This is a genomic window from Corynebacterium hansenii, from assembly GCF_030408795.1.
GTDB classification, from domain to species: Bacteria; Actinomycetota; Actinomycetes; order Mycobacteriales; family Mycobacteriaceae; genus Corynebacterium; species Corynebacterium hansenii.
Window position 1 is genome coordinate 2,478,856 of sequence record NZ_CP047211.1, and the last position, 15,027, is coordinate 2,493,882.

Sequence of the window (15,027 nt, forward strand, 5' to 3'; positions counted from 1 at the left end):
CGCCGGCCGTGGCCGAGGCGCCTCGGCCCCTACTGCTCCGGGTTCACCGGCGCCCACTCCGGGCCGGTCTCGGCCAACTCCGGATCGAGCTTCGCGAACAGCGGCTTCGGCTTCGACAGCGCCGTCCCCGGCACCATCTCCACGCGGCCCCACGTCGCCTGCTGCGACGCATAGTCGCCCATGATCACCGGGTACGTCCGACCCGCCTCCGGCAGGCCCACGCCCACCGGCTCGACCGGCATGTCGTCGGCGACCTCGCGGATCTCCGGCATCGCCGACCACGTCCCCTCGCGGCCCAGGGTTTCGTGGACCTTCTGCGCCGACGCCGGCAGGAACGGGGTCAGCATGGTGTTGCAGTCCGACACCACCTGCAGCGCCGTCCACAGCACGGTGGCCAGACGCTCGCGCTGCGACTCGTCCTTCGCCAGCTTCCACGGCTCCTGCGCCGCGATGTACGCGTTCGCCTCGCCCACGACGTGCATCGCGGCCGTCACCGCGGCTCGGAAACGGGACGCGGCGAGCGCCCGCCCGGCTTCATCGAAAGTGCGGGCCGCCAAATCGAGGAGCGCGGCGTCGTCGTCAAGCAAAGTGCCCGGCTGCGGGACCTCGCCGAAATTCTTGTGTGCCATGGACACGGTGCGGTTGACCAGGTTGCCCCAACCGTTGGCCAGCTCGTTGTTCACGCGGCGGACGAACTCGTCCCACGTGAAGTCGGTGTCCTGGTTCTCCGGGCCGGCCACCGCGATGAAGTAGCGCAGCGGGTCGGGGCCGAACTCGGCCAGGAAGTCCTTGACGTAGATGACCACGCCCTTCGACGACGAGAACTTCGAGCCCGACATGGTCAGGTACTCCGACGACACGACCTCCGTCGGCAGCGCCAGATCGCCCAGCTGCCCCGCCTCGCCGCCGCGCGAGCCCTTGCCCGCGTAGCCCAGCAGCTCCGCCGGCCAGATCTGCGAGTGGAAGGTGATGTTGTCCTTGCCCATGAAGTAGAAGGACTCGGCACCCGCGCCGTCCTCGCCGCCGCCGACGTTCCAGAACTCGCGCCACGCGTCCGGGCGGCCGATGCGGTGCGCCCACTCGATGGACGCCGACAGGTAGCCGACGACGGCGTCGAACCACACGTACAGCTTCTTCGCCTTGTCATCCGACCAGCCGTCGAGCGGGATGGGCACGCCCCAGTCGATGTCGCGGGTCATGGCGCGCGGGCGGATGTCCTCGAGGAGGTTGAGCGAGAACTTCAGCACGTTCGGGCGCCAGTCCTCGCGGGCGCGCAGCCACTCCGCCAGCGACTCCGCGATGGCGGGGAGGTCGAGGAGGAAATGCTCGGTCTCGACGAACTTCGGGGTCTCGCCGTTGATCTTCGACACCGGGTCGATGAGGTCGGCCGGGTCGAGCTGGTTGCCGCAGTTGTCGCACTGGTCGCCGCGGGCGCCGGACGCGCCGCAGATGGGGCACGTGCCCTCGATGTAGCGGTCCGGCAGGGTGCGGCCCGTCGACGGCGAAATGGCGCCCATGGTCGTCTGCTTGACCATGTAGCCGTTGTCGTGCAGCCCGCGGAACAGCTCCTGCACCACCGCGTAATGGTTGCGGGTGGTGGTGCGGGTGAACAGGTCGTAGGACAGCCCCAGGCCGGCGAGGTCCTCGACGATCTGCCGGTTGTACCGGTCGGCGAGCTCCTGGACGGTGACGCCCTCCTTCTCCGCCTGCACCAGCAGCGGGGTGCCGTGCTCGTCGGTGCCGGAGACCATCAGCACCTCGTTGCCCGCCATGCGCTGGTAGCGGGCGAAGACGTCGGACGGGACGCCGAACCCGGCGACGTGCCCGATGTGGCGGGGGCCGTTGGCGTACGGCCAGGCGACGGCGGTGAGGATGCGAGACATGCCTTTCAGGTTAAACCATGGCCCGGATGGCTTCGCGCAGTGTGGGCGGGGCGGAGCCACGGTCGGCGGCGCCGTGCGCGCGCCCCTTTCGCGGGGGCACCGTCGGCGGCGGGACCCGTGGCGGAGGGGGCGGTTCCCGTGCGACGATGTCCCGGTTCGCCCCGCGCACCGCACGAGGCCGCCGACGACACCGGGAGCTACCGCGCATGTCCGACCAGAAGCCCGTCGATTACGAGGTTTTCCTCTCCCTGCTCATGTCCGACCCCGGCCCGGGGGCCCGGGAAGACACGGAGGCCACCGCTTCCCCCGAACTGGGCGCCATGCTCGACGAGTTCGCCGCCGCCCACGGGGTCGATTGCGTCGACCGGGACGGGCGCACCCTCCTGATGAACGCCGTCACCCGCGGCCGCCCCGACCTCGTCGCGGGCCTGATCGAACGGGGCGCCGACGTCGACGCTTCGGATGGCCGGGACTTCCGGGCGCTGCACTTCGCGGCGCTGGAGGACGACGTCACCTGCGCCGGGCTCCTCCTCGACGCGGGCGCCGCCATCGATCCACGCGACGGGTGGGGCAACACCCCGCTGTGGCGCGCCGCGATGACGTTCGAGCCCGACGCGGCCGTCACCGCGTTTCTGCTGGCCCGGGGCGCCGATCCGTCCGTCGCCAACGACCATGGCGTGGCGCCGCAGGATCTGCTCGGCTGATCGCCGCCACCACCGCGGCACCTCCCGTGGACCGGGCTCGGGCGCGCGCCGACGCCCGCCGGCCCCCGGCTACGATCATCGGCGTGAATCCCACGCCCGCGCAGTTGGTCGCCCATCTCGTCGCCCTCGGCCACCGGCCGGCGGCGCTGGTCGGCGACTGGTTCGGGCATGCGGCGGTGGTCGCGGTGGATTGCGCGCCGCGTCCCGTCGCGGGCGGCGCGGCGTCGGCTTTTTCGCTTGACGACGCCCCATCGCCCCTCACTTCGACCGACCACGAGCCGTGGTGTTTCGGGTGGTCGCCGTACTCCGGGCCGGCGTTTTCGGCGCAGACGCGGGACGTCCTCTTTTACGACGAACCGGGCACCTGGTCCGCGGCGCCCGGCGCGTCGGCGGAGTTGGCCGGGACGTTGCCGGACCTGCTCACCGCCGCCGCCCGCATCGGCCTGCCCGATGATCCCCGGATCGACTGGGATCACGGCACCCCCGCCGCCCGCGCCGCCCACGAGCGCGGCGTGCTCGATTGCCTCGATTCCATCCGCGCCGGGGACGTCTACCAGGCGTGCCTGTCCACGCGGTTCCACGGGAAGGTCGCCGCGGCGGCGGACGAAGGCACCACCCCGAACCCGACGGTGGCGGCCGCTGCCGCGTGGTGGGCCCGTCGCGTCGTCAAGCATGAGCCGGTGCGGGCGGCGTTCCTCGCGGGCATCGACGCCGACGGGCGCGATGTCGTCGTCGCGAGCCTGAGCCCCGAGGAGTTCCTGGTGCGCGACGGTGCGACGGTGCGCGAATCGCCGATCAAGGGGACGGTGCCCGCGACCGCCGATCCGGCGGAGCTGGCGGCGTCGCGCAAGGACGTCGCGGAGAACATCATGATCGTCGACCTCGTGCGCCACGATCTCGGCCGCGTCGCGGTGACCGGCGGCGTGCGCGTCACCGATCTGCTGGCGGTGCGGCCCGCGCCCGGCGTGTGGCACCTGGTTTCCGAGGTCACCGCGACGCTTCCCGACGGCACTCCCCACGCCGACCTCATCGACGCCTGCTTCCCGCCCGCGTCCGTGACCGGCACGCCGAAAATCCGCGCGGCGGAGCTCATTTCGCGGTGGGAGCCCGAGCCGCGCGGCGTGCACTGCGGCGGCGTCGGCGCGGCGGTCGGCGATCGGCTGGAACTGAACGTCGCCATCCGCACGGCCGAGTTCCGGGGCCCGGGCGGCATGCTTTGCGACGACGGCGGCCCCGACCAGGGGCGTGCCGATCCCGAAAACCCCGCGGGCACGGCGGACGCCTCGATCACCGCGGGCACCGCCATCACCGTCGAGGCCGGGGTGGGCGGCGGAATCACCATCGACTCCGACCCCGCCAAGGAATGGGACGAGATCATGGCCAAGGCCGCGCCCCTGCTGGACGGCGCCTAGCGGAGCTCCCACCGGGGTTCCGGCGCTCGGTCATCGGCCCGCGACGCCGAGCGGTGCTCCGCCCGCGCCTTCGCCGCCAGCCACGCGACGAACGCCCCGACGATCACGGCAGCACACGCCGCGGCCATCGCGACGAGGGCCCCGAGAATCCGGTACCAGGCCACCTCGGTCTCCCCGCCGGCGGCGTCGCGGCAATACGTGCGGAAGGACATCGCCATCCCGCCATCGTCGGTGCCCCAGTGGTGGCGAATGGACACCACCGTTGAATCGCCGGCCGCGCAGATCCACCCGGAGAACCAATTCAGCGACTCGGGGTAGAGGGTGTACCCGATGAAGACGGGGAGCAGCATGATCAGCGTGACGAACGCCAGCGCCGCGGCGGCCATGCCGGCGATGCCGACGTAGCCCTTCGATCGATTCATGCGCCCCCCCCTGTTCACGGCGGATGCGCACACGATAACCCGGTGCCGGGCCGGCCACATTCCGTGATCAAGAGCCGCCGCCCCCGGATCCCCAAGACCCCCGGGCCCCCAGACCCCCAGGCCCCCCAGACCCCCACGAGCGTGCGGTACGGGGCCTCCCGCGCACACTCGTCAGGAGCGGCGCCGCACCTTCCGGGCCGTTCGGCCGGTTCGGCCGGTTCGGGCCTCCTTCTCCCGCGCCCGCTGCTCCCGCAACATGCGCAGATGCACCTTGCGGGCCTCCTTCTCGTCGAGCCGGCTGGGGTCGTTGGCCACGCCGCGGATCAGCGACGCGAGCAGCGCGATGACCACCAGCAGGAACGGCGAGCCGGCGACGATGATGATCGTCTGCAGCGACGACAGGATGTCCGTGCCGCCGGACAGCAGCATCGCGACGGCGATGAGCGTGGTCATCAGGCCCCACACCCCGGACACCCACGGCGTCGGGTTGACGCGGCCGCGCTGGCTCATGGTGCCCATCACCGTCGACGCGGAGTCGGCGGTGGTGATGAAGAACGTCGCCAGCAGCACCATCGTCAGCAGCGGGACGATGCCGTTCCACGGCAGCTCGCGGAGCATGGCGAAGAGCATCGCCTCCGCGCTGCCGTCGCCCCAGATGGAACGGCCGGTGCGCTCGAACTCGATGGCCGTGCCGCCGAAGATGGCGAACCACAGCAGGGTCAGCGTCGACGGCACGACGACGATGCCCACGACGAATTCGCGGATGGTCCGGCCCCGCGAGATGCGCGCCAGGAACATGCCGACGAACGGCGTCCACGACACCCACCACACCCAGTAGAAGATCGTCCACGAGCCCAGCCACTCGCCGGCGGTGCCGTCGGCGGACACCGCGGACCGCGACGTCATCTCGAAGAGCTCGTCGAGGAAGGATCCCAGCGCCATCGGGATGGAATCGAGCTCGGCGACGGTCGGCCCGGTGACCAGGACGAACACGGCGATGGCGGCGGCCATGCCCATGTTGATGTTCGACATGATCTGCACGCCGCGGGCCACGCCCGACATCGCCGACGCCAGGTATCCGACGGACAGCACGCCGATGACCACCAGCATCACGCCGAGCCCCGGGTCGGCGATGAGGCCGGTGGCGCGGAAGCCCTCGGAAATCTGGGAGGCGCCCAGGCCCAGGGACATCGCCGTGCCGAAGACGGTGGCGAAGATGGCCATGATGTCGATGATCTTGCCCAGCCATCCGCGGGAGCGTCGTTCGCCGATCAGCGGGGCGCACGCGGCGGAGATCAGCTGGGGCCGCCCCATGCGGAAGGTCGAGTACGCGATGGCGCCGCCGACGACGGCGTACGTTGCCCAGGCGACTGGTCCCCAGTGCAGCAGGGTGTGCGCGAAGGCGTCCTCGGAGCTGCCGGGCGCGTGGCCGGGCACGCCGTTGCGGTAGTGGTACAGCGGCTCGTACCCGCCATAGAACAGCAGGCCGATGCCCATGCCGGCGGCGAACATCATCGCGATCCAGCTGACCGTGGAAAACTCCGGCTTCTCGCCGTCGCGGCCCAGCCGGATGTGGCCGAAGGAGGAAAACGCCAGCGCGATCATGGCCACGAAGAAGACCACGGCGGCGATGATGAACGCCCAACCGAGCGTGCCGACGAGCCACTGGAAAGCCGCCTTCGACGCTTCCCCGAATCCCTCCGGGATCAGGATCGCCCAGACGGCGATGGCGAGCACGAGGATCAGCGCGGGCGCCGCCACGCCCCAATCGATGGCGCGCGCGAAACCGCGCCCGCCGCCGTTTTCGCCGGTCCCCTCGGCACCACCCGCATAGTCGGGGATCCCGTCCCGGACGGTGGCCGGATCCTCATGCTCGCCCATGATTTCTCCCTGCGTCGCCTGTCGCGTCACTTCGCGGTCACTTTTCGGGCGCCCCGGCGCGGGCCTTGCCGGACTTGCCGGACTTCCCGAGCTTGCCGCCCTTGCCGGTTTTGCCCTGCTTGGGGTTCCGGCCCGGGCGCGGGACCCGGCGCCCCTCGGCGGCCGCGGCGATGCGGCGTTCGCGGGCGAGCTTCAGCGCGAAGCGGCGCTGCTCCCGCTCATCGAGGTACAGCGGGTCATCCGACAGGCCCTTCACCAGCGCGAACATCAGGGCGATGACCACGAGCAGGAACGGGCTCGCCGCCAGGATGGTCACCGACTGGAGGTTCGACAGCGCGTCCTCGCCGCCGGTGAGCAGCAGCACGACGGCGATGAGCGCCGTGGAAATGCCCCACATGGCGGTGACGGGGCGCGCGGCCGTGAGGCGGCCGTTCTGGCTCATGGTGCCCATCACCGTCGACGCGGAGTCGGCGGAGGTGATGAAGAACGTGGCCAGCAGGATCATCGCCACGTACGCGGCGATCGAGCCGCCCGGCAGATCGCCCAGCAGCGCGAACAGCTGGCCCTCGGCGCTGCCGTCGCCCCAGATGGACTGGCCGATCCGCTCGAACTCGATGGCGGAGCCGCCGAAGATGGAGAACCACACCAGGGACACGATCGACGGCACGAGCACGACGGAGAACACGAACTCGCGGATCGTGCGGCCGCGCGAAATGCGGGCCAGGAACATGCCGACGAACGGCGACCACGAAATCCACCAGGCCCAGTAGAAGATCGTCCAGGTGGACAGCCACTCCCCGGCGGTGCCGTCTGCGGAAGCGCCGGTGCGCGCCGCCATCTCGAAGAACTGCGCCAGGTACGAGCCCGCGGCCGTGGGGATGGAGTTGAGGATGACGACGGTCGGGCCGGCGACGAGCACGAACACCGCCAAGACGAGCGCGGCCATCATGTTGAAGTTGGAGATGTACTGGATGCCCTTGTTCACGCCGGACAGCGCGGAGACGAGGAACGCCAGCCCCAGGACGATGACGACGCCCAGCATCAGCCACGTGCCCGGGTTGGACACCAGCCCCGTGTATTCCATGCCGGCGGTGATCTGCAGGACGCCGAGGCCCAGCGAGGCGGCGGTGCCGAAGACCGTGGCGAAGATGGCCAGCACGTCGATGAGCTTGCCGACGACGCCCTCGGCGTTGCGGACGCCGATCAGCGGGATGAACGCCGCCGAGATCAACTGGCGGCGGCCGAGGCGGTAGGTGCCGTAGGCGATGGACAAGCCGACGATGGCGTAGACGGCCCACGGGTGGAGCGTCCAGTGGAACATCGTCGTGGCCATGGCGGTGCCGACCTCGTGCCGCTCATGCCCGGGCACGCCGTTGCGGTAGAACGTCAGCGGCTCGGTGACGCCGTAGAACATCAGGCCGATGCCCATGCCGGCGGCGAACATCATCGCGATCCAGCTGACCGTGGAAAACTCCGGCTTCTCGGCGTCGCCGCCGAGGCGGATGTGCCCGAACTTCGACAGCGCGATGCCGACGATGAAGAACACGAAAACCGTTCCGGCGAGCACGAACAGCCAACCGGTGTTGGCCACGACCCACGTCAGCGACGTCTCGGCGAAGTTGGCGAAGTGTTCCGGCTTGAGCAGGCCCCACGCGACGACGGCGAGGATCAGCCCCACCGCCGGGAGGGTCACCGCCAGGTCGATGCCGGAGCCGGCGCGTCCCGACGACTTCTCCCCCGGGAGGTCGTGGTCGGCGATGGCCGGCGGCGGGATGACCTCGCCCGTGGCCACGCCCGCGGCGTCGCCGAAGCCGTCGCCGTGGTAGGTGCCTCCGGTGGCGGACCCGGAGGATCCGCCGTCCGGCCCTTCGAGTCCTTCTCTTTCGTGCGGATCTCTTTCGTGCGGTTGTCCATGTTCACGGTCAGAGGTGGTCATGTAACCACCATGGCGGGCCGTGACCTGCGATTTCAAACGTAACTGACATTCATCTCAGGAATTTCCCAGATTTGGCGCCCATGAACGCCGCCGCGGCGTCACCATTGCCACTGGTCACGCGGGGGCCCGGTAAATGCAAATCACGATTGGTTAACAATATTGGCCGAAATCCCCGCGCACGCGGGTTTCGCGGGCGACCCGGTCACTTTCCGACGTCCTCGTCCGCATCCCGCTCGGCCCGGGCGTCGAGCACAGCCTGGTACAGCTCGCGGTGCTTCACCAACCCGGCGGTGCCCGCGACCGACCGGCAGGCGTCCTTCAGGCGGTCTCCGCCGGCGACGCGGAACTCCACCTCCTCGACCAGATCCTCCGGGTTGACCGGTGCGCTGGTTACGCCGGCGCCCTCGAGCACGACCGTGATCTCGCCGCGCACGCCCTCGCCCGCCCATTCGGCGATCTCCTCGAGGGTGCCGCGGCGGGTTTCCTCGTACATCTTGGTCAGCTCGCGGCACACGGCCACGCGCCGGTCCCCGCCGAGGATGTCCGCGGCCTCGGCCAACGTCGCCGCCAGGCGGTGGGGCGATTCGAAGAAGCAGCAGGCGCGTTGCTCGGCGGCCAGCGACTGCAGCCATTCGCGGCGGGCGCCCTGCTTGCGCGGGGCGAACCCGTCGAAGATGAAGCGCCCGACCTTCAGCCCCGACAGCGCCAGCGCTGTGGTCACCGCCGACGGCCCGGGCAGGCACGTCACGGGCAGGTCCGCGTCGTGGGCGGCGGCGACGACGGCCAGGCCGGGGTCCGACACCACCGGCATGCCGGCGTCGGTGACCACGAGCACGCGGTGCCCGGAGCGGGCGGCGTCGAGAAGCTGCGCGATCCGCTGCTCCTCGTTGTGGTCGAAATTGGAGACGACCCGCCCGCGGATCTCCACGCCCAGCGCCGACGCCAGCTGGCGGGCGCGGCGGGTGTCCTCGGCGGCGATGACGTCGGCTTCGCCGAGTGCGGCGCGCAGGCGATCGGTGGCGTCGCCGATGTTGCCCAGCGGCGTGGCGGCCAGGGTGATGCCCGGCCGGAGGACCCTCCCCCCGGTGCGGGCGGCGTCCCAGCCGGCGCCCTCCCGGGAGTCGTCCATCGGAGTGCGGTCACTGTCGCCGTTGGAAGCCATGGACGCGATCCTAACGGCCCTTGCCTATCATCGTGGTCGTGACCCAGCCTCCCCACGAGCCGAGAACCGACGGCGCCGAACCCGATTCGGCTTCGTGGGAAGTTCCGGCGGCGACGACGCACACGCCGCCCGCGTCGGTGGATTCGGTGCCGGTGCCCGCGTCCGGCGGCAAGCTTCGCCGCCTGGTCCGGGCCCGCGCCGTCAAGTCCCCGCGGCCCGCGCCGCAGCCGCGCGTCCCCGTGCGGTGGACGCCGTGGGATACCCAGGTCTTCGGGGTCCTCGCGCTGTTCGCGGCGATCACGCGGTTCGTCGGGCTGGGCTTCCCCACCGACAAGGGCACCCCGGTCTTCGACGAGAAGCACTACGTCCCGCAGGCGTGGCAGATCCTCCGCTCCACGGGCGACCCGCTGCTCGGCGGCATCGAGGACAACCCGGGCTTCGGGCTGGTGGTGCACCCGCCGGTGGCGAAGCAGGTCATCGCCTTCGGCGAGTGGCTCTTCGGCTACACGCCCCTGGGCTGGCGGTTCATGTCGGCGGTCTGCGGCGTGCTGGTGGTGTTGGCGATCATGGACATCACCCGCCGCCTGTCCGCTTCGACGCTGGCCGCGGCGGTCGCCGGCGTGCTGGCCATCGCCGACGGCGTGCTGTTCGTATCCTCCCGGATGGGGATGCTCGACATCATCCAGACCGCCTTCGTCCTCGGCGCCGCCTGGGCGCTGACGGTGGACCGGGACCGGGTGGCGCGCCGGCTCGCGGAGGTTCCGCGGCCGCTTGACGACGCCCTCGGCCCGCCCCTGCCCTGGCGCTGGTGGCGGTTCACGGCCGGCGTCATGCTCGGCCTGGCGCTCGGCGTGAAATGGTCGGGCCTGTATTACATCGCGGCGTTCGGGCTGTTGAGCGTGTTCTGCGATCTGGTGGACAGGCGCCGCGCGGGCGTCGGAAAGCCGACGCTCGGGGCGCTGGTCCGCGACACCCTGCCCGCGCTCGGACACCTGGTGGCCGTCCCGCTGACGGTGTACCTGCTGTCGTGGCGATCGTGGTTCGCGGAGGAGACGTCGGTGTACCGGCACCTGCCCGCCGCCCAGCGCGACACCGGCATCCCCGGCACCGACCGGCTGCCCGAAGCCGTGCAGAACTGGCTGCACTACCAGCGCGGCGTCCTCGAATTCCACGGGTCGCTGACCACCTCCGGCGGCCACGAGCACCCGTGGGAATCCAAGCCGTGGCAGTGGATCTGGTCCGGTCGGCCGATGCTGTACTACTCCAACGACACCACGTGCCTGGGCGGCCGGGAATGCAAGGGCTGGCTGATGCTCTTCGGCACCCCGCCGATCTGGTGGCTGCTGGTGCCCGTCATGCTGTGGGCGCTGTACCGGTGGATCCTCCGCCGCGACGGCCGGTTCGCCCTGCCCGCCGTCGGATTCCTGGCGTCGTGGGTGCCGTGGCTGATCGCCTACGACCGTCAGATGTACTTCTTCTACGCCACTCCGCTGATCCCGTTCGTGCTCATGGCCATCGCGATCATCGCCGGCGACGTGGCCCGCTGGCGGCCCCGGGGAGGGCACGCGGGCATCGCGGTCGTCGCCGCGTACCTCGCCGTCGTCGTGGCCGCGTTCGTCTTCTGGCTGCCCATCATGACGGGCATCCCCCTGCCGACGGAGACCTTCGAGATGCGCCTCTGGCTGCCGAGCTGGCGGTAGCGGAACGCCCCGCCCTGCGCCGTGCCCGGTCTCTCAGTCGAACTCGCCGGGCAGGCCCCGCACCGGGCGACCGGCCGCCGCGCGCCACGCCTGCGCCATCGCCGACGGGGTGTACCCGCCCAGCCACACCAGGCCGAGGGCGACGGCGGACAGCGCCATGAGCGCCAGCCCCGCGACGTCGGCGACGCCGAGGGTGCCCAGCACCAGATCGCGGGTGGCGAAGCCGATGGAGAACATCGCCGCCGCCCCGTAGACGGGCGTCATGCCCATCGCCGCGCGCGGCCGCCACGCCGCCCTGAACATGCCCACGGCGAAGGCCAGGCGGATCGCCGCGGCATCGATGGTCGGGGCGATGATGTCGTCCAGGGCGGCCGCCGCGGCAGCGGCTTCGTCCCCGAGCGTGCCACCGAGGGCGCCGCCGAGTTGCCCGCCGGAATCCAGCGCCACCTGGTTCATGGCCCCGCCCGCCCCCAGGAGCAGCTGCACGCCCCACGCGAGATGCAGGACGCCGAGCAGGACCAGCAGCACGCGCGCGGAACCCGCGACGAACAACCACGTCCGTTCCCGGCGGCGCCGCTCCGGTTCCACCGTCGACAGGATGCGCTCCGACAAAGCGGCCATGTCGGCGGCGTCGGGAAGCGACGGCCCCGCACCCGGGCCCGCGGGGCCCGCACCGGCGGCGGCGCGCTCCCCCGCCGGCCCCATGTGCAGCGAACGGTTGAGGGCGACGGCCTTCTCGAACCACGCGCGGCACTCGTCGCAGGCGTCGAGGTGCGCGTCGACGACGTCGTCGTCGACGCCGGAGGGCTCCCCGTCCAACCGCGCCGACAATGCGGCGCGAACGTCCTCGCAATCCATGCCCGCTCCCCGCCTACCTGGTGAACATCCGGTCGAGGCTGGCCCGCCCCGCGCCGAACGCCCACACGATGATCAGGCCGCCGATGAGCGAGAGCACCAGCTCCGCGCCATCATCGCGCACGAACAGGCCGTTGCCCAGGTGCACCGCCCACAGGGCGCCCAGCATGGTCACCACGAGCACCACCGCCACGACCGGGGCCAGCAGACCCAGGATCAGCAGCGCCCCGCCGACCAGTTCGGTGATGGCCACCAGCCACACGGTCATCTCCGCCTGCGGGATGCCCGCGGAGACGAAATACCCGGTCGTCGCATCGACGCCGGTGATGAAGATCTTGTCCCACCCGTGCGCAATGAAAATGACGCCCAAGATGAGGCGGAGCACGAGCAACGCTCCATCGAATACGGCGGGTCGGTCCATGGCAAGAAGGATAGCCGGGACACCCGGAACGCGAAAAAGGGCCCTCCCGAACCCCTTCGGAAGAACCCTTGTCGCTGACACCCGGGTGTCGAGCGTGGAGCTAAGGGGAATCGAACCCCTGACCTTCTCGATGCGAACGAGACGCGCTACCAACTGCGCTATAGCCCCTCGCGCCTACGGAGCACCGGATTCCGGCGAAGGTACCGGCACCCCGTCTGCGACGAAAGCAACTTTAACAGCCCCGCCCCGGGGGCCAAAATCAGCAGGTCACTGGCCTGCGGCCCGTCGGATGTCCTGCTCCGGGGACTCGTAGGTCGAGTACGGGAGATCGGCGAAATCCGGGTCCTCGTCGTCGAGTTCGACCACGACCGCGCCAGGGCGGCGCAGGCGCTCGGGGATGCCCAGCTCCTCGTCCTCGGAATTGCGGACGCCCAGCCGCGCCATCTTCATGCGGCGGATGCGGCGCGCCCGCAGCTCGTTCTCCGCGATGACCGTGCGGCGCAGGTACACCAGGTACAGCACCAGCAGGCCCGCGCCGGCCAGCGGCAGCCACCACGTCCACCCGCCGATGAAGAAGCCCAGGGCGGCACCGACGACGATGAACGCGGCCAGGACGCCCACGCTGCGGCGCCGGCGCGCGAACCGGGTTTCGGCGTAGCGGGCATCGGACACGGGATCGAATCCGCCCCGGCCGCGGCGGCGCTCTGCGAAGGCGAGGTCGTCGTCGGTGAGGGTGTCGTCGAAGTCGTCGAGCTCGTCGTACCGGTCGCCCGCGCCGCGGTGGCCGCGCGGGGCGCCGAACGCATCGTCGTCGTAGTCGTAGTCGGAGGCCGGATCCGCATCGGCGTAGCGGGCAGCGGCATCGGAGCCGGCGTCCGCACCCTCGGCGCCGTCGCCGGAGCCCTCCGCATCGGCGTACGGGGCGGCCGCGGCTTCCTCCGCGGCGGTCTCGTCGTCGACCACCAGGAAATCCTCCGGCGTCAGGTACGCGCGGGTCTCCCCGGCGGCCGCGTAGGCGACGGCACCGCGGCCGGCGGGCTCCTCCGCGACCGCGTCGGCGTCGTCAAGCTTCGTGTCCGCGCCCTGCTCCGCGCCCGTGACGGAAACGCCGGCCTCCGCGTCCTTCGTGGTCTCCGGCTCCCCGGCCCCATCCCGCTCGGAATCCCGCTCGGAGGCACCGGCCTCCAGCTCGTAGACGACGTCGCCCTCGACGACCGCGGGCACGGCCTCGGCGTCGTCCTCGATCCGCGCACCATCGCCGGACCCATCGGCGCCACGGCCGGCCCGCTCAGCCGCGGCATCGCCATCGGCGGCGGCAGTATCGGCGGCGGCATCTTCGGGGTCATCGATGAGGATGTCGTCGTCCAGATCATCCCGCCCACGCCCCGCACGGCCCCGCACCGCGGTGGCGCCGGCCGTCGGGAGATCATCGAGTTCGGCGTCGACGGTCTCCAGCGACTCATCGACCTCCTCGCCGGGCTTGCGCACGTCGCGCTCGGTCAGCGTCGGCCGCCTTCGCTTGGTGGCCACCGTCTCGCCGCCCTGGTGGAGAAGGCGGGTACGGCCAAGGGCCTCGGACGTGCGGCGGATGGGCTGCCTGGTGTTCACCACCAACGGCGCGAGCACGAACAGCCACACCACGACGATGAGCACGAGGAGCAGAGAGCTGGACATGATAGGGGTCCCTCCTGTCGTCGGAAACGTCCCCGGTGCCGCAGGCCCTTCCCCGACCCGGCATGGGTTTCGCCCAACGTTAACGCCCGTGAGCACCGTTTCGGCCCCGCCACGCCGAACCGGCGGCGCCCCGAATTGCGGGGGTCACCTGGCAGGTTGCGGGCATTCGGGTGCGTTTCAGGGGCCTCTTCCGGGGATCTCACGCCGGGCTCAGCCAGCCGCGTCGCCCCTGCTTTTGCCCTCGGCCCCGCTTGCCCCGCTTTCACCGTGACCCCCAGCACCGTCGCCCGCAACCCCGGCACCGGCTCCGGCTTCGGCTCCGGCCTCGGCCTCGTCTTCTTCCCCGCCTTCTTCCCCTCGCAGCCTCCGCACCGCCCCCTCCGCGACGAGCGCGTCGACGGCGCAGCCCTGCGACTCCAGCCGCTCCAGCAGCAGATGGTCGCGCCACGCGCCGTCGATGTGGAACGCCTCGCGCACGACGCCGACCTCGCGGAAACCGCAGCGCCCCAGCACCTTTCGCGAAGCCGCGTTGTCGGCCAGCACCGTCGCCTCGATGCGGTGCATGCCCAGCGCCGTGGCGTGATCGCAGGCCAGGGCCAGCGCCGCGGTGGCGACTCCCCCGCCCCAATGCTCCGACGCGACCCAGTACCCCGCCCAACACGTGGCCACGGGGAAGGGCCGGATCGCGCCGAGCGTCATCTGCCCGGCGAACCGCCCGTCGAGTTCGATCGCGGCGGTGGCGGCATGCCCGTCCGACGCCGCCGCCCGCGCGCCGCGCACCATCTTCCGGTACGCCTTCGACGAACTCGCCTTCACCCAGTCGTCGTCGCCGGTGGGCTCGACGGCCCGCAGCACCGCCTCGTCGGCGAGCCGCGCCGCCCGCCATTCATCCAGGTCCGACCGCCGCAACGGCCGCAGCCGCACGACCCCGGCGCGCGTGATCAGGCGCTGCGAACGCATCTCCATGTTTTCCCCCG

The 15,027-nt window shown here is 71.3% G+C and carries 12 protein-coding genes and 1 tRNA gene; 3 read left to right on the forward strand and 10 right to left on the reverse strand.

Translation table 11 applies throughout. The features are described 5' to 3' along the window. Positions 1–29 precede the first annotated feature (29 nt). A complete protein-coding gene (gene metG / locus CHAN_RS10970) occupies positions 30–1,883 on the reverse strand; it encodes a methionine--tRNA ligase (RefSeq protein ID WP_290289730.1) in 1,854 nt (617 codons plus the stop codon). 206 nt (positions 1,884–2,089) lie between these two features. Between metG and CHAN_RS10975 the strand changes: the two genes are divergently transcribed. Together CHAN_RS10975 and CHAN_RS10980 are read left to right on the forward strand one after the other, a co-directional pair. After that, the gene (locus CHAN_RS10975) at positions 2,090–2,587 is read left to right on the forward strand and encodes an ankyrin repeat domain-containing protein (RefSeq protein ID WP_290289732.1); all 498 of its coding nucleotides are present in this window, start codon (positions 2,090–2,092) and stop codon (positions 2,585–2,587) included. A 77-nt stretch (positions 2,588–2,664) separates the two neighbouring features. Next, positions 2,665–3,999, forward strand: coding sequence for a chorismate-binding protein (locus tag CHAN_RS10980; protein WP_435384059.1), 1,335 nt, complete (start codon positions 2,665–2,667; stop codon positions 3,997–3,999). Here CHAN_RS10980 and CHAN_RS10985 read toward each other — a convergent pair. From CHAN_RS10985 to rsmI, 4 genes are all read right to left on the reverse strand, one after another. Continuing rightward, positions 3,996–4,421, reverse strand: a complete 426-nt coding sequence (locus tag CHAN_RS10985) for a hypothetical protein (protein WP_290289736.1) — start codon at positions 4,419–4,421, stop codon at positions 3,996–3,998. The two genes, CHAN_RS10980 and CHAN_RS10985, sit on opposite strands and share 4 nt — an antisense overlap. Before the next feature lie 171 nt (positions 4,422–4,592). Next, on the reverse strand, positions 4,593–6,302 hold the full coding sequence (locus CHAN_RS10990) for a BCCT family transporter (protein WP_290289739.1): 1,710 nt from the start codon (positions 6,300–6,302) through the stop codon (positions 4,593–4,595). A gap of 37 nt (positions 6,303–6,339) precedes the next feature. Beyond that, positions 6,340–8,238, reverse strand: coding sequence for a BCCT family transporter (locus CHAN_RS10995; protein ID WP_290289741.1), 1,899 nt, complete (start codon positions 8,236–8,238; stop codon positions 6,340–6,342). A gap of 202 nt (positions 8,239–8,440) precedes the next feature. After that, positions 8,441–9,367, reverse strand: coding sequence for a 16S rRNA (cytidine(1402)-2'-O)-methyltransferase (rsmI, locus tag CHAN_RS11000; protein ID WP_290293485.1), 927 nt, complete (start codon positions 9,365–9,367; stop codon positions 8,441–8,443). A gap of 185 nt (positions 9,368–9,552) precedes the next feature. Here rsmI and CHAN_RS11005 point away from each other — a divergent pair, with 185 nt between their 5' ends. Beyond that, a complete protein-coding gene (locus CHAN_RS11005; RefSeq protein ID WP_377748485.1) occupies positions 9,553–11,100 on the forward strand; it encodes a dolichyl-phosphate-mannose--protein mannosyltransferase in 1,548 nt (515 codons plus the stop codon). Between the two features lie 33 nt (positions 11,101–11,133). Here CHAN_RS11005 and CHAN_RS11010 read toward each other — a convergent pair whose 3' ends face one another. The 5 genes from CHAN_RS11010 to CHAN_RS11030 form a co-directional block, all read right to left on the reverse strand. After that, positions 11,134–11,958, reverse strand: a complete 825-nt coding sequence (locus CHAN_RS11010; protein ID WP_290289745.1) for a zf-HC2 domain-containing protein — start codon at positions 11,956–11,958, stop codon at positions 11,134–11,136. 13 nt (positions 11,959–11,971) lie between these two features. Next, on the reverse strand, positions 11,972–12,376 hold the full coding sequence (locus CHAN_RS11015) for a DoxX family protein (protein WP_290289747.1): 405 nt from the start codon (positions 12,374–12,376) through the stop codon (positions 11,972–11,974). A gap of 95 nt (positions 12,377–12,471) precedes the next feature. Next, positions 12,472–12,544, reverse strand: a tRNA-Ala gene (locus tag CHAN_RS11020). Positions 12,545–12,643: 99 nt separating this feature from the next. Continuing rightward, positions 12,644–14,050, reverse strand: a complete 1,407-nt coding sequence (gene sepX, locus CHAN_RS11025; protein ID WP_290289749.1) for a divisome protein SepX/GlpR — start codon at positions 14,048–14,050, stop codon at positions 12,644–12,646. A 210-nt stretch (positions 14,051–14,260) separates the two neighbouring features. Beyond that, positions 14,261–15,016 carry a GNAT family N-acetyltransferase gene (locus CHAN_RS11030; protein ID WP_290289751.1) on the reverse strand — a complete coding sequence of 252 codons (756 nt, stop codon included), beginning with the start codon at positions 15,014–15,016 and terminating at the stop codon, positions 14,261–14,263. Between the last annotated feature and the right edge of the window lie 11 nt (positions 15,017–15,027).

Coding starts and splice junctions, on each gene's coding strand:
- CHAN_RS11015 (WP_290289747.1), bottom strand. CDS start 12,376: ATGGACCGACCCGCCGTATTCGATGGAGCGTTGCTCGTGCTCCGCCTC.
- CHAN_RS10990 (WP_290289739.1), bottom strand. CDS start 6,302: ATGGGCGAGCATGAGGATCCGGCCACCGTCCGGGACGGGATCCCCGAC.
- CHAN_RS10995 (WP_290289741.1), bottom strand. CDS start 8,238: ATGACCACCTCTGACCGTGAACATGGACAACCGCACGAAAGAGATCCG.
- CHAN_RS10985 (WP_290289736.1), bottom strand. CDS start 4,421: ATGAATCGATCGAAGGGCTACGTCGGCATCGCCGGCATGGCCGCCGCG.
- metG (WP_290289730.1), bottom strand. CDS start 1,883: ATGTCTCGCATCCTCACCGCCGTCGCCTGGCCGTACGCCAACGGCCCC.
- CHAN_RS11030 (WP_290289751.1), bottom strand. CDS start 15,016: ATGGAGATGCGTTCGCAGCGCCTGATCACGCGCGCCGGGGTCGTGCGG.
- CHAN_RS11010 (WP_290289745.1), bottom strand. CDS start 11,958: ATGGATTGCGAGGACGTTCGCGCCGCATTGTCGGCGCGGTTGGACGGG.
- rsmI (WP_290293485.1), bottom strand. CDS start 9,367: ATGGACGACTCCCGGGAGGGCGCCGGCTGGGACGCCGCCCGCACCGGG.
- CHAN_RS10975 (WP_290289732.1), top strand. CDS start 2,090: ATGTCCGACCAGAAGCCCGTCGATTACGAGGTTTTCCTCTCCCTGCTC.
- sepX (WP_290289749.1), bottom strand. CDS start 14,050: ATGTCCAGCTCTCTGCTCCTCGTGCTCATCGTCGTGGTGTGGCTGTTC.